Here is a 19,773-nt window from a genome sequence, read left to right on the forward strand (position 1 = left end):
CCGAGTTTACTTGAACAACTTTATAGACACATAGGGTCGTGTTGTGACCAATTGTTCACAAGAGGTCACTAACTCCCTGATGTGAAAACCGCTCTACAACGGGCTGAGAAATGGGCGTGACCGTTCGTCTGCCGGACGACTACTCTCGATCCGCTGCCAGCTTCACAGCACCGCGACGCTGTCCGGCGCTACGGATGCAATTGCGCCCGGCGGCCTTGGCGCTGTAAAGCGCCTTGTCCGCCTCCTTGATCACTTCCTGCGGAGTGCGCTGCTCGGCCTGACGCTCGGCGACGCCCATGCTCACGGTCACCGATACCTCGCTGGCGGTCTTGCCGGCCCGGCGCTGCTTGCCTTCACGATCATCGCGCGGCCGGCTTTGCGAGTCGCGCAGTTGCATGCGGTACTGCTCGATGCCTATACGCACCGCTTCCATGTGCGGCATGCATTGCTCCACGGTCTTGCCAGGAAACAGCAAGGTGAACTCCTCACCGCCATAGCGGTAGGCCTTGCCACCGCCACCGACCTTGCGCATCTGGCTGGCGACCAGACGCAACACCTGATCCCCCACATCATGGCCGTGGGTATCGTTGAATTTCTTGAAGTGATCGACATCGACCATGGCAATCACGTAATCACGCCCCAGGCGCTGCAGACGCTCGTTGAGCGCGCGCCGCCCCGGCAGCCCGGTGAGCTCGTCACGAAAGGCCATCTGGTAGGCCTCGTGCGCTACCGCCGCGACCAGCATGAGCATCACCATGCTGATCATCACCTGCAGCGCATTGGCCAGGATGAACACCTGCGGCAGCATCCACAGCAAACCGCACAGCCCCATCAGTTGCGCCGCGTGCAACGGCCTTGGCCGACGCAGGTACTGCACCAGCAGTACGATGAAGGCGACCAGGAACGCCACGTAAACCAACTGCGCCAGGCTCATCCAAGCGCCATGCAACGACGGCCAGTGAATCTTAGCCAACCAGTCGGCAATACCCTGCGGATAACGGCGCGCCAAACCAAAGGCCACCGCGCTGACTGCCAGCAAGATCAGGGCGCGGGCGAACATGTCCTGCAGCAGGTGCGAACGCTCCTCCCAGCAGCCGTAGAGGGCATAGAGCAGCGGTAGCAACAGGCAGATCAGATGGAAGACCAGAACCGCATCGTCGCGGATCTGGCCATTGTCACGAAAGTGATCGGCCTGGATATCCAGTAGGAAGTAGCCGACATACAGCACCAGCAGCAGGAAAATTTCCCGCTGACGGCCATAGACCAGACAGAACGCGCCGCCGAGCAGCAACAGTAACGTCGGCAATACATTGAACAGGGAGATGAAGAACTCGCTCAGCACCGGCAAGCGTGCAGCCACCAACCCGCCGACCAGCAAGGGCAACGACGAATAGAAGTGACTGAGGCGCAAATTGGCCAGACGGATCACGCTGACATCCTGAGCGAGAGATGCAGGCATTCTGCCTGCTTCGACTCTTGAAAACAGCGACAGGATGCGACATTCCCTTCAGTGTCCGGCGCAAAAACGACAACGCCGCCCCAGGGGGCGGCGTTGTGGTTCAACCGATCAGGTCTTAGAAGCCGAGCGCGAAGTGCTCTTCATCCATTTCCATCAGGTTGCTGGCGCCCGACAGCATGGCTTCGACATGCGTGCGGGTACGCGGCAGGATGCGCGCGAAGTAGAAGCGAGCGGTCTGCAGCTTGGCTTTGTAGAAAGCCTCGTCGCCAGTGCCAGCTGCCAGCTTCTCGGCAGCCAGGCGTGCCATGTCGGCCCAGAAGTAGGCCAGGCAGGCGTAGCCGGAGTACATCAGGTAGTCCACGGAGGCGGCACCGACTTCTTCGCGATCTTTCATCGCAGCCATGCCGACTTTCATGGTGATGTCGCCCCACTCCTTGTTCAGCTTGGCCAGCGGCTCGACGAATTCCTTGACGGAATCGTTGCCTTCGTTGGCCTGGCAGAACTTGTGGACGATCTTGGTGAAGTTCTTCAGGGCACCGCCCTGAGTCATCAACACCTTGCGGCCCAGCAGGTCGAGCGCCTGAACGCCGGTGGTGCCTTCGTACATCATGGAGATGCGGCAGTCACGCAGGTTCTGCTCCATGCCCCACTCGCTGATGAAGCCGTGGCCACCATAGATCTGCATGCCGTGAGAAGCGGACTCGAAGCCCACTTCGGTCATGAAGGCCTTGGCGATCGGGGTCAGGAAAGCCAGCAGTTCGTCGGCAGCTTTCTTCTCTTCTTCGTCCTGGCTGTGCTGAACGATGTCCACCTGCTTGGCGGTGAAGTAGACCATGGCGCGGTTGCCTTCGGCGAACGCCTTCATGGTCAGCAGCATGCGGCGTACGTCCGGGTGCACGATGATCGGGTCAGCGGCTTTTTCCGGCGCTTTCGGGCCAGTCAGCGAACGCATCTGCAGACGCTCGCGAGCGTACTTGATGCCACCCTGGAAGCCGACTTCGGCGTGGGCCAGGCCTTGCAGCGCGGTACCCAGGCGAGCGGTGTTCATGAAGGTGAACATGCAGTTCAGGCCCTTGTTGGCCGGGCCAATCAGGTAGCCAGTGGCGCCGTCGAAGTTCATCACGCAGGTGGCGTTACCGTGGATGCCCATCTTGTGCTCGATGGAGCCACAGGAAACGGCGTTGCGCTCGCCTACGCCGCCTTCGGCGTTCGGCAGGAACTTCGGCACGATGAACAGCGAGATACCCTTGGTACCGGCCGGCGCATCGGGCAGACGGGCCAGAACGATATGGACGATGTTATCGGCCATGTCGTGCTCACCCGCGGAGATGAAGATCTTGGTACCGGAGACTTTGTAGCTGCCGTCGGCCTGCGGTTCGGCCTTGGTGCGCAGCATGCCCAGGTCGGTACCGCAATGCGGCTCGGTCAGGCACATGGTGCCGGTCCACTCGCCGGAAACCAGTTTGGTCAGGTAGGTGTGCTTCTGCTCGTCGGTGCCGTGAGCGCTCAGGGTGTTCATCGCGCCGTGGGAGAGGCCCGGGTACATGCCCCAGGACCAGTTGGCCGAACCGACCATCTCGCTGACAGCCAGACCGAGCGACTCAGGCAGACCTTGGCCGCCATGCTCGACGTCATGCGCCAGGCTCGGCCAGCCGCCTTCAACGAACTGCTGATAGGCCTCTTTGAAGCCAGTCGGGGTTTTCACACCGGATTCGCTCCAGGTGCAGCCCTCGGTGTCACCCACACGGTTCAGCGGAGCCAGAACCTGCTCGCAGAACTTGGCGCCTTCTTCGAGGATGGCGTCGACCATGTCTGGAGTGGCGTCCTGGCAGCCAGGCAGGCTCTGGTAGTGCGCTTCATAACCCAGCAGTTCGTCGCGAACGAAACGAATGTCACGCAAGGGGGCCTTGTAGTCAGGCATAACGGTAAACCTCTGCGGTGGATTCCTAGTAGTTGGGGTGACCGTCTTGGCGGTCGCTCTCGGGATCACTCCCGGCTGCCTGGCCACGAGGCTGCGGCCGAAGCAATCAAACAGGCGTTTGAAACATACGTTTACGCCAACCCCTTGTCAAGCGCTGCCAATCGGCCGACTACGCGACCAGATCGATGCGGGGCTCCGGCGCAGGCAATTCACCCAGTCGCCGATACAGATCAAGATTAGGCGCTGGCGGCGAAGCCTGCTGCGACTGCTCGGCGGACTGTTCATCGGCGGGTCGAGCCGTGTCATCCGGCTTGCCCTCCGCGTCGGTACCGCTGGCCTCGTCACGCCGCAACTCGGCCAGTTCGACGCGCGCCTGCGCCGCTTGCGCCTGGGCCAGAGCGGCTACACGCAAGTCTTGCGGGGAGGGTTCGATGGGCGCGAGCGCTGCGCGCAGGACGATCTCCATCTTGCGCAAAGTCGCTTCGGGGTCATTGGGGACGGGGGCGGTGTCGATGCTGACTTCACCGGAAACGGCGTAACGCTGCCCATCAGGGCCGCGCTTGAAACTGTAGGTCGGTGCTCCCGCGTATTGCCCGCCAACGGCAGCATGCGCCTGCTCGTGGGTACGGACCTCACGATCACGCTGCACGAGGTCGGCGATTTCCAGCTGTTGCTGGCGCTGCTCCTGGGGGCTTGGCTCGGTTTTGTCTGCGCGGCTCGATGGGCTGGCCTCGCGATCCGCTTCCTCTCGACCAGATGCCGCGGAGTCGGCTTGCTGCTCCTGCGGCGCCGCAACAGGTGCCTGGTCGGCACGGGCAATGTCAGGGGAAACGTCGGACGACAGAGGTCTTGCCGAACTGACGGACGGCGCGGGAGTGAACGGTGGCAGGCTGCTGCCAATCTGCATGAGCGTCCTCCTGCCCCGCTGCTGGCCGCATCCGCGCGGCCGGGGTGAGACGACTTAAGCGCGGGTATCGATCAGGGTGCCCAGCACCTCGTCGGCGGTGTCGACGACACGTGCATTGGCGCGCACTTCGTTTTCACCGACACGCAGCGCCACGAGGCTTTCGGTCAAGTCAGGGCGGTTACGCTCGGATACCTGCGAACTCGGATTGACCTGGTTTTGCGGTGGGGTCTGAGTCGTCTGCTGCGACGGGTTGATGGTGTTGCTGGCGATATCACCGGCGGCCTGTTCGACACGGCGTTGCCCGGCCTGAATACCGTTCAAACCCGAATTGAATGCGTTGGCGGAGATTTCCATCGGCAGCCCCCTGAGGGATGTAGAACCTGATAACGGTATTGAAGCAGAAACCGGCTAAAAAACGTACAGGCAAAAGGCTATGGTCAGTTTGCTGTTTATTACCAGTCAGCCAGCAACTCGAGTTTGAGGTGTTCCGCCACCGCAGCGGCCGTCGCCTTGTCCAGGTTTGGCACACGCCCCAGGCAAGGCGCTGGCAGGCGCTCGGTGAGGGTGGCGAGATTTTCCTCCAGACGTGAGGTCTTCGGCTCGACGATATTGGCCACCCAGCCGGCCAGTTTCAGCCCATCACGCTCGATCGCCTCTGCGCTCAACAGCGCGTGGTTGATACAACCCAGGCGTACACCTACCACCAGAATGACCGGGATGCCCAATGCCACGGCCAGGTCCGACAGGTTTTCCTCACCGGCCAGCGGTACGCGCCAGCCGCCTGCGCCTTCCACCAGCGAGAAGTCCGCACCCTTGGCCAGGATCGCCCGCACCGGCGGCAGCAGGCTGGCGACATCCAATTTGATACCCACTTCGCGAGCCGCCAGGTGCGGGGCAATGGCGGGTTCGAAGGCCAGCGGGTTGACCTCTTCATAGTGCACCGGCAATGAACACTGGGCGAGCAAGGCCAGTGCGTCGTCGTTGCGCAGGCCATCGGCGGTTCGTATGCAACCGGAAGCGACCGGCTTGGCCGCTGCGGTGCTCAGGCCCTGCTGGCGTGCCGCATGGAGCAGTCCAGCGGCGATAGTCGTCTTGCCGATTTCGGTATCCGTGCCGGTGACGAAGTAGGCTTGGGTCATCTGATCCTCGTGGGAGCGAGCTCTGCTCGCGAAGCGGGTTGGCGAGCGAGGTTCGTGCCTAGGAAGGCTTCTGCAGCACGCCGTACACCACCTGATAGGTGGCCGGCAGTCCCTGCGGCTGACGGAAGTGCTCGTAAGCCTCGATCAGTGCACGAATGCGCGAGCGCCCCGTCAGCCCACCCGGACGCCCCGGGTTGAGATTGTGCGCACCGAGGTCCTTGAGCGAGGTGGTCAGGCTGCGCAGATCAGGAAAGTGCAGAACCTGCGCCTCGCGTTGCAGCGCCAGCACCTGCAGACCACTGACCTTACACATGTGCTGATAGGCCTCGAAATGACGGAAGCGATTGACGTGGACCAGGCCGTCAACCGCCAGCCAGCTGTCACGCAGTTCCTGCAGCGTACCCACGCACAGGCTGGAGAACGCCAGCACGCCACCGGGACGCAACACCCGCTGCGCTTCGCTCAGCACGCGCGGGAAATCGGCACACCATTGCAGCGCCAGGCTGGAGAACAGCAGATCGACGCTGGCGCTTTGCAGCGGTAGCGCTTCGGCATCACCGGCGATGAAATACGCAGCACCGCCCTGAGGCCTGGCGTGGCGCAACATGCCCTCGGCGATATCCACCGCCAGGCCCTCGCTCGGTGCATAACGTTCGGCCAGGGCGCGGGTGAAATGGCCCGTGCCACTACCCAGGTCCAGCCAGCGATGCGGCTGTAGCGAAGCAGGCAAACGCGCCAGCAACTGGTTGCCGACACTGCGCTGCAGCTCGGCCACCGAGTCGTAACTGGCTGCCGCACGGGAAAACGACGCGGCGACCTGACGCTTGTCCGGCAACACCACATCTCCGTAGGGTGCGCCGTGCGCACCAGAGAACTCCTGAGGCGCCACACGCAGCTCAGACATCGCTGGCCTCACGGATGAAATCGAGCATCAAGACCGCCAAGGCATCTGCCTGCTCGCGCACGAAGGCATGGCCGCATTCTTCCAGCACGTCCACCTCACCCGCTGGCAACAGCGCCAGCAGTGCGTCGCCTGCCGCTGCTGGCACCAGCGCATCCTGCTCGGCCAGCAGGTGCAATTGCGGCCCGTTATACGCGGCCAGCGCAGCGCGATTGTCCAGGCTCGCCAGTAGGCGCAGCCCGGCCAGCAGAGCGGACTCGTCGCTGGTCGACAGATGGCTTTGCAACTGCCGTGACAGGCCGCGCGCGTCAGCACCACCCTGGGCACAGAGCATGGCGAAACGTTTGAGCGTAGCGCCGGCGTTCTCCTGGCAGCCCTCGTAGAAGGCTGCGTAGGTCTGTGCCTGCATGGCAGTCGGCCAGGTATCGCTGGCGACGAAACAGGCATTGCTGGCCAAGGTGATCAAGCCACGGCAGCGCTTGCCACGACGCGCAGCCAGGGCGGCGGCCAACATGCCACCGAGTGACCAGCCGGCCAGCCAGCAATCATGCGGCAGACGCGTATCCAGCTCGTCGAGCCAATCGGCAGCGGCCGCACTGCTCAGTCGCGGCAGGGCTGGCACCTGCACCTGTATATCGCCACCCAACGCCTTGGCCAGCGGTTGCAGCAAGGCGCCGTCCAGGCCCCAGCCCGGCAATAGAATCAGCGTCTCACGCATCGGTCTGCACCTGCGGCCAGCACTCGGCCAGCACCTCGAGTAGCAGTTCGAGCTGCGCATCGCTGTGCGCAGCAGACAAGGTCACGCGTAAACGGGCGCTGCCAGCCGGTACGGTCGGTGGGCGGATGGCGCCGACCAGCAGGCCGCGATCCTTGAGCAGCGCAGACAGCTTGAGCGCACGCGCACTGTCGCCGACCAGAATCGGCTGAATCGGGGTGGGACTATCCATCAGGCTAAGGCCGATCTCGGCGGCGCCCTGACGGAAGCGGGCGATCAACCGCTGCAAGTGTTCGCGACGCCAGCTTTCGCTGCGCAGAAGCTCCAGGCTCTTCAACGTGGCGCAGGCCACCGCCGGCGGTTGGCTCGTGGTGTAGATGTAGGGCCGGGCGAACTGAATCAGCGTCTCGATCAGCTCCTCGCTGCCGGCGACGAAGGCGCCAGCGGTACCAAAGGCCTTGCCCAGTGTGCCGACCAGCACCTGCACGTCATCCTGGCCAAGACCGAAGTGCTCGACGATACCGCCGCCGGTGGCGCCCAGCGGGCCGAAGCCATGGGCATCATCGACCATCACCCAGGCCTGCGCGGCGCGCGCCTCGGCGCACAATGCCGGTAGATCGGCCAGGTCGCCGTCCATGCTGAACACACCATCGGTGACCACTAGGCAGTTTCCAGTGACCTTGCGCAGGCGGTTGGCCAGGCTCACTGCGTCGTTGTGCAGGTAGCGAGAGAATCGCGCCCCGCAGAGCAGGCCGGCATCGAGTAGCGAGGCGTGGTTGAGACGATCCTGCAGTACGCTGTCGCCCTGCCCGAGCAAGGCGGTGACGACCGCCAGGTTGGCCATGTAACCGGTGGAGAACAGCAGCGCACGCGGCCTGCCGGTGAACGCGGCCAGGGCCTCCTCCAGCTCATGGTGCGGGGTGCTGTGGCCGATCACCAGATGCGATGCGCCGCCGCCGACGCCCCATTTTTCCGCGCCCTGCTGCATGGCGCGGATCACCTCGGGGTGATTCGCCAGGCCGAGATAGTCATTGGAACAGAAGGCCAGTAGCTCCTGATCGTCCGCGCGCACCTGCGGCCCCTGCGGGGTCTGCAACAACGGGCGTTGGCGGAACAGATCGGCGGCCTGGCGCTCGGCCAGGCGCGTAGCAAGATCGAAGCTCATGCACGTTTTCCGTAGGAGCGAGCGTCGCGAGCGAAAGACCAGGACAGGAGGTCATTCGCGAGCAGAGCTCGCTCCCACATAAAAGGAATCAGGCCGAAGCGGCGTTGTAGAACAGCTTGGAATCGCGCTGCTCGACCAGCGCCTGCTCGATGGCCGCCTGGTGCACCTCGTCGGCGTGCTCTTCGCGCTCCTCAGGCTTTATGCCGAGGCGCTTGAACAGGGCCATGTCCTTATCCGCCTGCGGGTTGGCGGTGGTCAGCAGCTTCTCGCCGTAGAAAATCGAGTTGGCGCCCGCCATGAAGGCCAGGGCCTGCATCTGCTCGTTCATCGCCTCGCGGCCGGCAGACAGGCGCACGTGGGATTTCGGCATCATGATCCGCGCCACGGCCAGGGTACGGATGAAGTCGAATGGGTCGACGTCCTTCTCCTCGGCCAGCGGCGTGCCCTTGACCTTGACCAGCATGTTGATCGGCACGCTCTCCGGATGCTCAGGCAGGTTGGCCAACTGGATCAGCAACCCGGCGCGGTCATCCACCGACTCGCCCATGCCGAGAATGCCGCCCGAGCAGATCTTCATCCCCGCCTCGCGCACGTAAGCCAGGGTCTGCAGGCGCTCGCCGTAGGTGCGAGTAGTGATGATGCTGCCGTAGAACTCCGGCGAGGTGTCGAGGTTGTGGTTGTAGTAGTCCAGGCCCGCGTCAGCCAGCGCCTGGGTCTGCTCCTGATCAAGGCGACCAAGGGTCATGCAGGTTTCCAGGCCGAGCTTCTTCACGCCCTTCACCATTTCCAGCACGTAAGGCATGTCCTTGGCGGACGGATGCTTCCAGGCCGCGCCCATGCAGAAACGCGTGGAGCCGATGGCCTTGGCCTCGGCGGCCGCCTCCAGCACCTTCTGCACTTCCATCAGCTTTTCCTTGTCCAGGCCGGTGTTGTAGTGGCCGGACTGCGGGCAGTACTTGCAGTCTTCGGGGCAGGCGCCGGTCTTGATCGACAGCAGTGTGGAAACCTGCACGCGGTTCGGGTCGAAGTGTTGGCGATGGATGCTCTGCGCCTGGAACAGCAGGTCGTTGAAAGGCTGCTCGAACAGCGCGCGAACCTCGGCGAGGCTCCAGTCGTGGCGGGTGGTGATTTCGGCGGTTGCGCTCATCTGAGAAGTCCTTCGACGCTTGGTGGCATCTGTTGTCAGGCCCACACGGGGCATTCAGGCTTTGGCCATCATAAGTGGCGATTGGATGCTGTCAACCACGATAAAGACACAGGTTTACATATGATCAATTAATAACCAATAGAACTTATGTCATGGCACAAGGCCAAATGCTTACCCCTCCCACAGGATTTTCTGCATGCAGGTTGAAGGTTTTTTCGAAGGACTCGGCGAAGCGCTGGGTCGCGCCATCCGTTTCATCGTCGACATGTTGTCCGGCGTGCTAGGCGCCATGGCCGATGCCATCGACGACTTTCTCCAGGGTATGGCCAGGGCCATTGGCATGGACGTGTCGATATTCAGCATCATCCTGCTGATCATCGGCCTGCTGTTCCTGTTCAGCGGCGCTCGTTCACTGCTGCGCGGCTCGATCATCGGCGGGGTGATCTGGCTGTTCCTCGGCCTGATCGTCATGGGCTGGCTCATCCGCTGACGCGAACTACACTTCAGGCACCACCGCTCATGAATGAGCCGCGATGCCAGCGTTCGACCCAACCCTCCTGCAACGCCTCCCCTGGCTGCGACCGCGCCGCCATTGCCAGCTTTGCGACGAAACCACCGATCACCCCACGCACGCGGTCTGCACGGCTTGCGAGGCCGAGTTGCCGTGGCTCGGTGCGCATTGCCAGATCTGTGCGGTGCCATTGCCGGCCCACGGCATGATCTGCGGCGCCTGCCAGAACAAGCCGCCGAGTTTCAGCCGCGTGGAGGCGCCCTGGCGCTATGCCTTTCCCGTCGACAATCTGATCACCCGCTTCAAGCATCAGGCGCAATGGCCATACGGCCGTCTGCTCGCCGAACTGCTGGCTGAACACCTTCGCCATGCCTATGACGAAGGCCTGCCACGACCCCAGGCGCTGTTGCCCGTTCCACTGGCGCGCAAGCGCCAGCGGCGACGCGGCTTCAATCAGGCGCAGATGCTCGCCGAGTGGCTGAGCACCAGCCTCGACCTGCCGGTAGAGCGAGACTGGCTTCAGCGCCGTGTCGATACGCCCGCACAGCAAGGGCTGGATGCCGCGACGCGCAAGCGCAATCTGCGTCAGGCCTTCAGCCTGGAACTGCAGGCCAAGGTGGCTGGCGCGCACCTGGCGCTGGTCGACGACGTGCTCACCACCGGCGCCACGGCGGGCGTGCTCGCCCATCTGCTGCGTCGCGCCGGCGCCCTGCGCGTCGATGTGTATTGCCTGGCCCGCACGCCACGGCCGGGCGATGGCTGACTTGACGCGCCAGGCGCAGTCACGCACCTTGCCCGACATCCTTCCTGGCCACGCCTCAATCATGTCGCAGCTCGATCCCCTCGCCCAACTGCTCAGCCGCCGCCCGAAACGCCTGGCCCTGCTCGAGCAGATCGCCGAACAAGGCTCCATCACCCGCGCCGCCAAAGCCGCCGGGCTGAGCTACAAGGCCGCCTGGGACGCCATCGACGAGTTGAACAACCTCTCGGAGCAGCCCCTGGTCAGCCGCAACGTCGGCGGCAAAGGCGGCGGCGGTGCACGCCTGACACCCGCTGGCGAACGTCTGCTGGCACTGCAACAACGCCTGCAGGCGCTGCAGGTGCAACTGCTGCAGGCCGCCGGTGACGACGCCGACCTGGCGCTGCTCGGCCGCCTGATGCTGCGCACCAGTGCGCGTAACCAGCTCACCGGCCGCGTGCGCGCGATTCACGCCCACGGCCACAACGACCTGATCGATATCGAACTGCCCGGCGGCAGCCGCCTGCAAGCGCAGATCACCCATGACAGCACCGAGAACCTGCAACTGAGCGAAGGCAGCGGCGTGGTCGCCCTGATCAAGGCTGGCTGGCTGGAACTACAGCCACTCGATGCACCGCCAGCAGAACAGCACAATGCTCTCGAAGGCCGTATCGAACAGATTCTGCCGGCCAGCGACGGCCCCAGCGATGTGCGCATCAGCCTGCCTAATGGTCAAACCCTGTGCGCCCTGCTCGAATCCGCTCGCCTGGCCGAGCTGGGCCTGCGCGTCGGCGACCCGGTGCGCGCACAGTTCGCCGCCAGCCAGGTGCTGCTCGGTACGCAACTGTAGGGCGGCTGCAACTCGCTGATAACGCCAACGGCGGGTTACACCCGCCCTAGGTTCAGCGCAAGCCGGTAGACTGGGCGCCCACTCACGCGGAGCCGTTCATGAGCCATCCCTTTTCCACCCTCACCCCGGATCTGGTGCTCGATGCCGTGGAGAGCCTTGGCTACCTCAGCGACGCCCGCGTATTGGCACTCAACAGTTATGAGAACCGCGTCTATCAAGTCGGCATCGAGGACGAAACACCGCTGATCGCCAAGTTCTATCGCCCGGATCGCTGGAGCGATGCGGCAATCCGCGAGGAGCACAGTTTCAGCGCCGAGCTGGCCGAGCACGAGGTCCCGGTGGTGGCGCCACTGGCGCGCGATGGCGAGACACTGTTCGAGCACGTCGGCTTCCGCTTCGCCCTGTTCCCGCGCCGGGGCGGCCGCGCGCCGGAGCCGGGCAACCTCGACCAGCTGTACCGCCTTGGCCAGTTGCTCGGACGCATGCACGCCATCGGCGCCAGTCGTCCTTTCGCTCACCGCGAAACCCTGGCGGTGGACAACTTCGGCCATGCAGCCCTGGCCTCTCTGCTCGACGGCGGCTTCGTGCCGCGCAGCCTGCTGCCGGCCTACGAGTCGGTAGCGCGCGACCTGCTCGCCCGCCTCGATGAACTCTTCGCTCGTGTGCGCTACACGCCGATTCGCCTGCACGGCGACTGCCACCCAGGCAACCTGCTGCACCGTGACGACGCCTTCCATGTCGTCGACCTCGATGACTGCCGCATGGGCCCGGCTGTGCAGGACCTGTGGATGATGCTGGCCGGCGAACGTCATGAACGCCTTGGCCAGTTGGCCGAGCTGGTCGACGGCTATCAGGAGTTCCATGATTTTGCCTCTCGCGAGTTGCCGCTGATCGAAGGTCTGCGCGCCCTGCGTCTGATGCATCACAGCGCCTGGATCGCCCGCCGCTGGGACGACCCGGCCTTCCCCCTGGCCTTCCCCTGGTTTGCCGGCGAGCGCTACTGGGGCGACCAGATTCTCGCCCTGCGCGAACAGATGGCCGCACTGGATGAAGAGCCGCTGCGACTGTTCTGAGCCGATGCAATCCGGGAGCGCAGTTCCCGGATTGCATACGGGCTACGCACCGACCGCGCCACGTCCTCGCACCGATACAGTTGCGCGCACCGCGTAAAGTTTGCCTTACGACTTTGCCGGCGTTTCGGTATACATAAAAAGCTGAACGGACAGACAAGGCAGAGGCCAGAGCGCTAGAATTTCGCGGCAACCGTTAGCTGCCTAACCAAGGATTCTCGATGGCCACCGCCAACCCGCAACGCGGGTACGTTCTGGGCCTTACCGCCTACATCATCTGGGGCCTGTTCCCGCTCTACTTCAAAGCCCTGCAAAGCGTGCCGGCGATGGAAATCATCGTGCACCGCGTGCTCTGGTCCGCGCTGTTCGGCGGCCTGCTGCTGCTCGTCTGGAAGCACCCTGGCTGGTGGCGCGAGCTGCGTGACAACCCCAAACGCCTGGCGGTGCTGGCCGGCTGCGGCCTGCTGATCGCGACCAACTGGCTGGTATACGTGTGGGCGGTGAACAACGACCGCATGATCGAGGCCAGCCTGGGCTACTACATCAACCCCTTGATCAACGTATTGCTCGGCCTGCTGATTCTCGGTGAGCGCTTGCGTCGCCTGCAGTGGCTGGCCGTGGCCCTGGCCGCGATAGGCGTGCTGCAACAACTGTGGCAGGTCGGCAGCCTGCCCTGGGTATCGCTGGTGCTGGCGCTGACCTTCGGCTTCTATGGATTGATCCGCAAACAGGCGCCTGTGGCGGCACTGCCCGGATTGGTGGTGGAAACCTGGTTGCTGGTGCCGGTAGCGTTGGCCTGGCTGGTTTTGCACCCTGCGGCGATGAGCAGCCAGGCAAGTTTCTGGACCAGCAGCGAAGCGCTGTGGCTGGCCGCCGCCGGGCCGATCACCCTGGTGCCGCTGGTGTGCTTCAACGCCGCGGCGCGGCATCTGCCTTACACCACGCTGGGCTTCCTGCAATACCTGGCTCCGACCCTGGTACTGCTGCAAGCCATCTTGCTGTTCGATGAGCACTTCTCGCCGAGTACCCTGCTGGCCTTCGCCTGCATATGGGCGGGGCTTTTTGTGTACAGCCTGGATATCTGGCTGAACCTGCGCAAGCGCTCGACGCAGTAAAAGGCTGGTGCGCACAGCGGCACCCTACCCGCGCCTGCGAATCTCGTAGGGTGTCGCGGGGCCGCCCAGGCTATGCGCACCGGGGTCGATAGGGCACTGAGCAGAAAACGCTCAACTATCCCCAGGCCGCGTCAGCCTTGAGGCTGAGCGTGTCATCCCCGGCTTACCCACAGACCCATCCCCGGCATTTGTGCACAAGCCTTTGATCCTGTTGAATTTTTAGCCAGACAATGAAAAGCCCCGGGACACTAGACAGTGCGCCGGGGCTCCCCAGTTTATCCACAGGCTGATCCACGCATACCGTGGATATCAATCCTCAGCGCGCAGATTCAGCTCCACCATCAGGTCATCGGCCAGGGTTTCCAGGCGTGCCTGCAATTGCTCCAGGGCCAGCGTCTCCGGCACGGCCAGCAGCGCTTCGGCGGTGAACAGCAACTCGCCGCTCATCGGCGCTGGCGCCACCTCGGTCAGCAGGCTCTCCAGATTGACGCCCTGTTCGGCCAACACGCGAGTGATATCGCGGACGATACCGGGCCGGTCGTTACCCACCAGTTCCAGGCGAATCGCGCTGAAGCGCCCGCCCGGCTCGCTGCCGCTGGCCGCCAGTTGCACGCGAATGCCTTGCGCGCTGAGGGCTTCGAGCGCCTTAATCAGGCCGCCGTGGGCCTCGGCCGGTACATCCACACGCACGATCCCGGCGAACTGCCCGGCCATGCGCGCCATGCGGCTCTCCAGCCAGTTGCCGCCGTGGGTCGCTACACAACCCGCCAAGCGCTCGACCAACCCGGGTTGGTCCTCGGCAATCACCGTCAGTACCAGATGATCCATGTACTACCTCACTCGTTCACACAGGGTTCGAAAAGGTCAGCCGCGCAGCGACAACCAATAGGTGAAGAACTGTTCGTCACGTACGTAGCCAAGCCGCTCGTAAAGGCTCTGGCCGGCCAGATTGGTTTTCGCCGTTTCCAGTTGCAGACCACAAGCGCCGGTTGCCTCGGCATGTGCGCGGGCGGCGTTCATCAATGCCTCGCCAACGCCGCAACGGCGCGCGCTTTCGTCGACATACAGATCGCTGAGCAACCAGGCCGGTTCCAGCGCCAACGAGGACTGAAAGGGATAAAGCTGCACGAAGCCCTGCGCCGCGGCCTGCTCGTCGCGGGCGATGAACAGTTGCGAATCACCGCGCTGCAGGCGCTGGCCAAGAAAGCTGGCAACTTCCGCCGCGTCCCGCGGAACTTGGTAGAAGCGCAGGTAGCCGACGAACAGACGGGTGAGATCAACAAGGTCGGCAGCAACAACAGCGGATACCGTCATGGCAGGCTCCAGAATGACTGAAAGGCAGTATAGGCGAGGTGGCGTAGGCCATATCGGCGCACTTGTCAGCAGCCGACTCAATTAATCGTGTACGATTTTGCTTATTTTGTGGAACAATAGCGCACTTTTTTGCACGCACAGCGCACTAAATGTGACCATAAATAGTCTTTTGGTCGCAGACTGACGCTACCCCGCTGCATTTACCCAGGATCTTGATGTAGTATGCCGCGCTTTGGACTACAAGACGGAAACCCCGTCTCCAAAGCGGCTATTGAGTAGAGCTCAGAGAGAGTGAGGCAAGTGATGACTGAACGCGTTCAAGTCGGCGGCCTGCAGGTCGCCAAAGCCCTGTACGACTTCGTGAACAACGAAGCCATTCCCGGTACCGGCATCGCTGCCGACCAGTTCTGGGCCGGTGCCGCTGCGGTCATCAAGGACCTGGCGCCGAAGAACTACGCCCTGCTGGCCAAGCGCGACGAACTGCAGGCGCAGATCGACGCCTGGCATCAGGCGCGCAAGGGGCAGGCCCATGACGCGGCTGCCTACAAGGCCTTCCTCCAGGAAATCGGCTATCTGCTGCCGGAGCCGGAAGACTTCCACGCCACCACCACCAACGTCGACGAAGAAATCGCCCGTCTGGCCGGCCCACAGCTGGTAGTACCGGTGATGAACGCGCGCTTCGCCCTGAACGCTTCCAACGCCCGCTGGGGCTCGCTGTACGATGCGCTGTACGGCACCGACGTGATCAGCGAAGAAGGTGGCGCCGAAAAGGGCAAGGGCTACAACAAGGTCCGTGGCGACAAGGTCATCGCCTTCGCCCGCGCCTTCCTCGACGAGGCCGCGCCGCTGGCTGCCGGCTCGCACGTCGACTCCACCGGTTATGCCATCGTCGACGGCAAGCTGGTCGTCGCCCTCAAGGGTGGCAGCAACAGCGGCCTGCGTGACGACGCACAACTGGTCGGTTTCCAGGGCGAGGCCAGCGCGCCGATCGCCGTACTGCTCAAGCACAACGGCCTGCACTTCGAGATCCAGATCGACGCCTCCAGCCCGATCGGCAGCACTGACGCCGCCGGCGTCAAAGACGTGCTGATGGAAGCAGCGCTGACCACCATCATGGACTGTGAAGACTCCGTCGCCGCCGTCGATGCCGATGACAAAGTGGTGGTCTACAAGAACTGGCTGGGCCTGATGAAAGGCGACCTTGCCGAGGAAGTGTCCAAGGGCGGCAAGACCTTCACCCGCACCATGAACCCGGATCGCGTCTACACCAAGCCGGACGGCTCCGAGCTGACCCTGCATGGCCGTTCGCTGCTGTTCGTGCGTAACGTCGGCCACCTGATGACCAACCCGGCCATCCTCGACGCCGCAGGCAACGAGATCCCGGAAGGCATCCAGGACGCGCTGTTCACCAGCCTGATCGCGGTGCACAACCTGATCGGCAACACCAGCCGCAAGAACACCCGTACCGGCAGCGTATACATCGTCAAACCGAAGATGCACGGCCCGGAAGAAGTCGCCTTCACCAGCGAAATCTTCGCCCGCGTCGAGGATGTGCTGGGCCTGGCCCGCAACACCCTGAAAGTCGGCATCATGGACGAAGAGCGCCGCACCACCGTCAACCTCAAGGCGTGCATCAAGGCTGCCAGCGAGCGCGTGGTGTTCATCAACACCGGCTTCCTCGACCGTACCGGTGACGAGATTCACACCTCCATGGAAGCCGGCGCCGTGGTGCGCAAGGCCGCGATGAAGAGCGAAGCCTGGATCGGCGCCTACGAGAACAACAACGTCGACGTCGGCCTGGCCACCGGCCTGCAAGGCCGTGCACAGATCGGCAAGGGCATGTGGGCCATGCCGGACCTGATGGCCGCCATGCTCGAGCAGAAAGTCGCGCATCCGCTGTCCGGCGCCAACACCGCCTGGGTTCCGTCGCCGACCGCCGCAGCCCTGCACGCGCTGCACTACCACAAGGTCGACGTGTTCGCCCGTCAGGCCGAACTGGCCAAGCGCGCACCGGCTTCGGTCGACGACATCCTGACCATTCCGCTGGCCAAGGACACCAACTGGAGCGACGAGGAAATCCGCAACGAGCTGGATAACAACTCGCAAGGCATCCTCGGCTACGTGGTGCGCTGGATCGACCAGGGCGTCGGTTGCTCCAAGGTGCCGGACATCAACGATGTCGGCCTGATGGAAGACCGCGCCACCCTGCGTATCTCCAGCCAACTGCTGGCCAACTGGCTGCGTCACGGCATCGTCAGCGAAGCGCAGGTGGTCGAAAGCCTCAAGCGCATGGCGCCGGTGGTGGATCGTCAGAACGCCAACGACCCGCTGTATCGCCCGATGGCTCCGGACTTCGACAACAACGTCGCCTTCCAGGCCGCGCTGGAGCTGGTGGTCGAAGGCACCAAGCAGCCCAACGGCTACACCGAGCCGGTGCTGCACCGTCGTCGTCGCGAATTCAAGGAAAAGAGCAAGGCCAAGAACGGTCTGTGATTCGCTCACTGCGCGAATAAAAAACCGCCCTCCGGGGCGGTTTTTTTATGGGGAGTGTCGCGGCTAAAGCCCCTCCCACCCCACAAAGTTGAGTGTCCCGTGGGAGGGGCTTTAGCCGCGACGGGCAATCAGGGCTTGGCCTGCGCCGCCTTGTCCGCCGTCACCCCGGTGGTGTTGCCCAGCAGACTGGCTGTCGCGGTCTGCACGAAGGCCGACAGTTTGCGCTCCAGATCGCTGCGCCGCTGCGCGTCATCGATCACCTCGGCACTGGCCTCGTGGCCAAGCTGGTAGCGATACAGGCGCGCATCACGGTCACGCGGTTTGACCAGGATATTGTCGCCGGTCACCAAACCCACGGTCTGGTCGCTCCCGGACGGTTTGATCACCGCCACACCGGCATCACCCTCAGGCAGCGCCAGCAGATCGCGGCCCCAGCATTGCTGCTGCACGGGCTGACCGAGGCGGCCCATGATGGTCGGCACCACGTCGATCTGGCTGCCAACGGTGTCGCGACTGCTGCCGAAGGTGTCCTGCACGCCAGGGCCGATCAGCAGCAGCGGAACGCTGAAGCGCGAAAGGTCCATCTCGGTAATCTGCTCGTCGTTGCCGAAACCATGGTCACCCAGAACCACGAACAGGGTGTCCTTGAAATAGGGCTCCTGGCGCGCCTTGGCGAAGAACTGGCCGAGCGCCCAGTCGGCGTAGCGCATGGCAGTCAGGTGTTCGTCCAGCGAACCGTGGCCGGTGACGCGCTCGACCGGCAGGTCTTCCGGCAGCGCGTAAGGCGTGTGGTTGGACAGCGTCTGCAGCAGTGCGTAGAACGGCTTGCCCTGGCTGCCAAGCTTGGCCAGTTCTTCGGCGCCGCGGCTGAACATGTCCTGGTCGGACACGCCCCAGGTCGGATCGATGAACACCGGGTCGACGAAGTCGTCACGGCCGACGAAGTTGCGCATGCCCTGGTTAGCGAAGAAGCCGGATTGGTTATCCCAGGCGAAGCTGCCGTTGTAGACATAAACGTCGTCATAGCCACGGGCACTGAGCAGTTGCGGCAGGCCGGAGAACTGATGGCCGCCTTCAGGCATGCGCATCAGGTATTCGAACGCCGGCAAGTTGGGGAAGCAGGCCATGGTGGCGAACATGCCCTGGTGGGTGTGGGTGCCGTTGGAGAATACGCGCTGGAACAGCAGCCCTTGCTTGGCCAGGGCATCGAAGTTGGGGGTGATGCCGTCCTGGTTGCCCATGGCGCCGATGTAGCGGCCGGCCATGCTCTCCATGAGGATCACCACCACGTTGCGCACCTGCGGCAGTTGGCCTTCGGTTGGGGGCGTGTAAATGCGGCGCACGGCGGCCTGGTCAGGGTCGATCAGCTCATCGCGCGGGGTCAGCAGCAGGTCGCGGGTGACCTGCTGTGCTTCGTCAGCCGGCAGGGTGGCCTTCCAGCTGTTGTCGCGGTGATCGGAGAAAAAGTTCTCGGCGGCGTCGACCAGGGTCAGGGTGCCATTAAGGCCCAGGTGATTGGCGAACATCGAATCGGTGGTATAGGCGTCTCCCCAACGCAGCGGCGGGCCGGAGCGCAGGGTGCCACGGGCAGCAACCACGCAGACCAGCAGGAACAGTACGAACACGGCGGTGCGAGCCGGCCAGCGCGGCGGCGCAGCATGCCCGCGCGCACGCGTTGCGCGCTCGATACGGCGGAATAGCCAGGCCAGCAGCAGCGTCGCCAGGGCCCAGGCCAGCAGCAGGCGCAGCACCGGGAAACCGTTCCAGATCATGCTGGTAACGGTGCCCAGGTCTTCCTGCATGTACTGGAACACCAGGCTATTCAGGCGCTGGTGAAATTCGCGGTAGAAGTTCAGCTCGACCACGGCGAAGAACAGGCACAGGCTGGTGGCGAACGTCAGCCAGGCGACGTGCAGACGCCGTGCACGCATCGCCGTGACGCTGAGCAGCGACAGGCTCAACGGCACGCACAAATAGACGATCAGGCGCAGGTCGAAACGCGCGCCATTGATAAAGGCCTCGACGAAGGTGCTGGCCGGCGTATCGGCGATCAGCGCGTGGTTGTAGGCCAGAAGCCCCAGGCGAGCCAGGGCGAAGAGCAGCAGCATGCACAGCGCGCTGCCAAGGATGAACGCCAGGTGACTAGCAACACTGACCTGCGCCGCCTTGTGGGCAGCTGGTACGGATGACTGCATGGATGTGCCTTGCTCTTTACGGAATACGTGGGCGGGGGCAGTCTGCCTGGGCATAAGTCAAAATTTCGTCAAAACGGCGCTGCCCGCACCCTACTTAGGTGCAATGGGCAACCCGGCGGGCCAGGGCCACAC

At 63.6% G+C, this 19,773-nt stretch carries 18 protein-coding genes; 6 read left to right on the forward strand and 12 right to left on the reverse strand.

The window, feature by feature from the left end; translation table 11 throughout:
• Window positions 1–139 precede the first annotated feature (139 nt).
• The 9 genes from CDO35_RS17055 to bioB all read right to left on the reverse strand — a co-directional run bounded on the left by CDO35_RS17055 (window position 140) and on the right by bioB (window position 9,354).
• Entirely contained in the window at window positions 140–1,459 is a 1,320-nt protein-coding gene (locus CDO35_RS17055) for a GGDEF domain-containing protein (protein WP_425048544.1), read from the reverse strand.
• A gap of 115 nt (window positions 1,460–1,574) precedes the next feature.
• Window positions 1,575–3,380, reverse strand: a complete 1,806-nt coding sequence (locus CDO35_RS17060) for a phenylacyl-CoA dehydrogenase (protein WP_099525876.1) — start codon at window positions 3,378–3,380, stop codon at window positions 1,575–1,577.
• A gap of 169 nt (window positions 3,381–3,549) precedes the next feature.
• The gene (locus CDO35_RS17065) at window positions 3,550–4,287 is read right to left on the reverse strand and encodes a putative metalloprotease CJM1_0395 family protein (protein ID WP_099525877.1); all 738 of its coding nucleotides are present in this window, start codon (window positions 4,285–4,287) and stop codon (window positions 3,550–3,552) included.
• Window positions 4,288–4,341: 54 nt separating this feature from the next.
• Complete coding sequence (locus tag CDO35_RS17070; protein WP_099525878.1) at window positions 4,342–4,641, reverse strand: hypothetical protein; 300 nt, start codon at window positions 4,639–4,641, stop codon at window positions 4,342–4,344.
• Between the two features lie 98 nt (window positions 4,642–4,739).
• The gene (gene bioD, locus CDO35_RS17075) at window positions 4,740–5,426 is read right to left on the reverse strand and encodes a dethiobiotin synthase (protein WP_099525879.1); all 687 of its coding nucleotides are present in this window, start codon (window positions 5,424–5,426) and stop codon (window positions 4,740–4,742) included.
• A gap of 58 nt (window positions 5,427–5,484) precedes the next feature.
• The gene (bioC, locus tag CDO35_RS17080; RefSeq protein WP_243699103.1) at window positions 5,485–6,330 is read right to left on the reverse strand and encodes a malonyl-ACP O-methyltransferase BioC; all 846 of its coding nucleotides are present in this window, start codon (window positions 6,328–6,330) and stop codon (window positions 5,485–5,487) included.
• A complete protein-coding gene (locus CDO35_RS17085; RefSeq protein ID WP_099525880.1) occupies window positions 6,323–7,045 on the reverse strand; it encodes an alpha/beta fold hydrolase in 723 nt (240 codons plus the stop codon). The genes bioC and CDO35_RS17085 overlap by 8 nt, the downstream gene beginning before the upstream one ends.
• Window positions 7,038–8,207: an 8-amino-7-oxononanoate synthase gene (bioF, locus tag CDO35_RS17090; RefSeq protein ID WP_099525881.1), complete on the reverse strand. Its 1,170-nt coding sequence runs from the start codon at window positions 8,205–8,207 to the stop codon at window positions 7,038–7,040. Before bioF ends, CDO35_RS17085 begins: the two co-directional genes overlap by 8 nt.
• An 88-nt stretch (window positions 8,208–8,295) precedes the next feature.
• Window positions 8,296–9,354, reverse strand: coding sequence for a biotin synthase BioB (gene bioB, locus CDO35_RS17095; protein WP_074855420.1), 1,059 nt, complete (start codon window positions 9,352–9,354; stop codon window positions 8,296–8,298).
• A 196-nt stretch (window positions 9,355–9,550) separates the two neighbouring features.
• Here bioB and CDO35_RS17100 point away from each other — a divergent pair, with 196 nt between their 5' ends.
• The 5 genes from CDO35_RS17100 to rarD all read left to right on the forward strand — a co-directional run bounded on the left by CDO35_RS17100 (window position 9,551) and on the right by rarD (window position 13,639).
• Window positions 9,551–9,844, forward strand: a complete 294-nt coding sequence (locus CDO35_RS17100) for a hypothetical protein (protein ID WP_017675774.1) — start codon at window positions 9,551–9,553, stop codon at window positions 9,842–9,844.
• 43 nt (window positions 9,845–9,887) lie between these two features.
• Entirely contained in the window at window positions 9,888–10,628 is a 741-nt protein-coding gene (locus CDO35_RS17105; RefSeq protein WP_099525882.1) for a ComF family protein, read from the forward strand.
• Window positions 10,629–10,689: 61 nt separating this feature from the next.
• Window positions 10,690–11,454: a TOBE domain-containing protein gene (locus CDO35_RS17110; RefSeq protein ID WP_099526054.1), complete on the forward strand. Its 765-nt coding sequence runs from the start codon at window positions 10,690–10,692 to the stop codon at window positions 11,452–11,454.
• A gap of 98 nt (window positions 11,455–11,552) precedes the next feature.
• The gene (locus CDO35_RS17115) at window positions 11,553–12,527 is read left to right on the forward strand and encodes a serine/threonine protein kinase (RefSeq protein WP_099525883.1); all 975 of its coding nucleotides are present in this window, start codon (window positions 11,553–11,555) and stop codon (window positions 12,525–12,527) included.
• A 218-nt stretch (window positions 12,528–12,745) separates the two neighbouring features.
• Window positions 12,746–13,639, forward strand: coding sequence for an EamA family transporter RarD (rarD, locus tag CDO35_RS17120; protein ID WP_099525884.1), 894 nt, complete (start codon window positions 12,746–12,748; stop codon window positions 13,637–13,639).
• 309 nt (window positions 13,640–13,948) lie between these two features.
• Here the strand turns inward: rarD and CDO35_RS17125 are convergent, their stop codons facing one another.
• Both CDO35_RS17125 and CDO35_RS17130 read right to left on the reverse strand, forming a co-directional pair.
• Window positions 13,949–14,467 (reverse strand): glycine cleavage system transcriptional repressor, encoded by a 519-nt coding sequence (locus CDO35_RS17125; protein ID WP_099525885.1) that lies wholly within the window; start codon window positions 14,465–14,467, stop codon window positions 13,949–13,951.
• A 36-nt stretch (window positions 14,468–14,503) separates the two neighbouring features.
• On the reverse strand, window positions 14,504–14,953 hold the full coding sequence (locus tag CDO35_RS17130; protein WP_099525886.1) for a GNAT family N-acetyltransferase: 450 nt from the start codon (window positions 14,951–14,953) through the stop codon (window positions 14,504–14,506).
• A gap of 303 nt (window positions 14,954–15,256) precedes the next feature.
• On the opposite strand from CDO35_RS17130, the gene CDO35_RS17135 reads away from it, so the two are divergent.
• The gene (locus tag CDO35_RS17135) at window positions 15,257–17,446 is read left to right on the forward strand and encodes a malate synthase G (RefSeq protein WP_099525887.1); all 2,190 of its coding nucleotides are present in this window, start codon (window positions 15,257–15,259) and stop codon (window positions 17,444–17,446) included.
• 128 nt (window positions 17,447–17,574) lie between these two features.
• Here the strand turns inward: CDO35_RS17135 and CDO35_RS17140 are convergent, their stop codons facing one another.
• Window positions 17,575–19,641, reverse strand: coding sequence for an LTA synthase family protein (locus CDO35_RS17140; RefSeq protein ID WP_099525888.1), 2,067 nt, complete (start codon window positions 19,639–19,641; stop codon window positions 17,575–17,577).
• Between the last annotated feature and the right edge of the window lie 132 nt (window positions 19,642–19,773).

The sequence above is a fragment of the Pseudomonas sediminis genome (assembly GCF_002741105.1).
Classification (GTDB): domain Bacteria; phylum Pseudomonadota; class Gammaproteobacteria; order Pseudomonadales; family Pseudomonadaceae; genus Aquipseudomonas; species Aquipseudomonas sediminis.

What these genes read in the sequence shown, in the direction of transcription:
- CDO35_RS17055 (WP_425048544.1), bottom strand. Translation starts at nt 1,459, where the DNA reads ATGCCTGCATCTCTCGCTCAGGATGTCAGCGTGATCCGTCTGGCCAAT.
- CDO35_RS17060 (WP_099525876.1), bottom strand. Translation starts at nt 3,380, where the DNA reads ATGCCTGACTACAAGGCCCCCTTGCGTGACATTCGTTTCGTTCGCGAC.
- CDO35_RS17065 (WP_099525877.1), bottom strand. Translation starts at nt 4,287, where the DNA reads ATGCAGATTGGCAGCAGCCTGCCACCGTTCACTCCCGCGCCGTCCGTC.
- CDO35_RS17070 (WP_099525878.1), bottom strand. Translation starts at nt 4,641, where the DNA reads ATGGAAATCTCCGCCAACGCATTCAATTCGGGTTTGAACGGTATTCAG.
- bioD (WP_099525879.1), bottom strand. Translation starts at nt 5,426, where the DNA reads ATGACCCAAGCCTACTTCGTCACCGGCACGGATACCGAAATCGGCAAG.
- bioC (WP_243699103.1), bottom strand. Translation starts at nt 6,330, where the DNA reads ATGTCTGAGCTGCGTGTGGCGCCTCAGGAGTTCTCTGGTGCGCACGGC.
- CDO35_RS17085 (WP_099525880.1), bottom strand. Translation starts at nt 7,045, where the DNA reads ATGCGTGAGACGCTGATTCTATTGCCGGGCTGGGGCCTGGACGGCGCC.
- bioF (WP_099525881.1), bottom strand. Translation starts at nt 8,207, where the DNA reads ATGAGCTTCGATCTTGCTACGCGCCTGGCCGAGCGCCAGGCCGCCGAT.
- bioB (WP_074855420.1), bottom strand. Translation starts at nt 9,354, where the DNA reads ATGAGCGCAACCGCCGAAATCACCACCCGCCACGACTGGAGCCTCGCC.
- CDO35_RS17100 (WP_017675774.1), top strand. Translation starts at nt 9,551, where the DNA reads ATGCAGGTTGAAGGTTTTTTCGAAGGACTCGGCGAAGCGCTGGGTCGC.
- CDO35_RS17105 (WP_099525882.1), top strand. Translation starts at nt 9,888, where the DNA reads ATGCCAGCGTTCGACCCAACCCTCCTGCAACGCCTCCCCTGGCTGCGA.
- CDO35_RS17110 (WP_099526054.1), top strand. Translation starts at nt 10,690, where the DNA reads ATGTCGCAGCTCGATCCCCTCGCCCAACTGCTCAGCCGCCGCCCGAAA.
- CDO35_RS17115 (WP_099525883.1), top strand. Translation starts at nt 11,553, where the DNA reads ATGAGCCATCCCTTTTCCACCCTCACCCCGGATCTGGTGCTCGATGCC.
- rarD (WP_099525884.1), top strand. Translation starts at nt 12,746, where the DNA reads ATGGCCACCGCCAACCCGCAACGCGGGTACGTTCTGGGCCTTACCGCC.
- CDO35_RS17125 (WP_099525885.1), bottom strand. Translation starts at nt 14,467, where the DNA reads ATGGATCATCTGGTACTGACGGTGATTGCCGAGGACCAACCCGGGTTG.
- CDO35_RS17130 (WP_099525886.1), bottom strand. Translation starts at nt 14,953, where the DNA reads ATGACGGTATCCGCTGTTGTTGCTGCCGACCTTGTTGATCTCACCCGT.
- CDO35_RS17135 (WP_099525887.1), top strand. Translation starts at nt 15,257, where the DNA reads ATGACTGAACGCGTTCAAGTCGGCGGCCTGCAGGTCGCCAAAGCCCTG.
- CDO35_RS17140 (WP_099525888.1), bottom strand. Translation starts at nt 19,641, where the DNA reads ATGCAGTCATCCGTACCAGCTGCCCACAAGGCGGCGCAGGTCAGTGTT.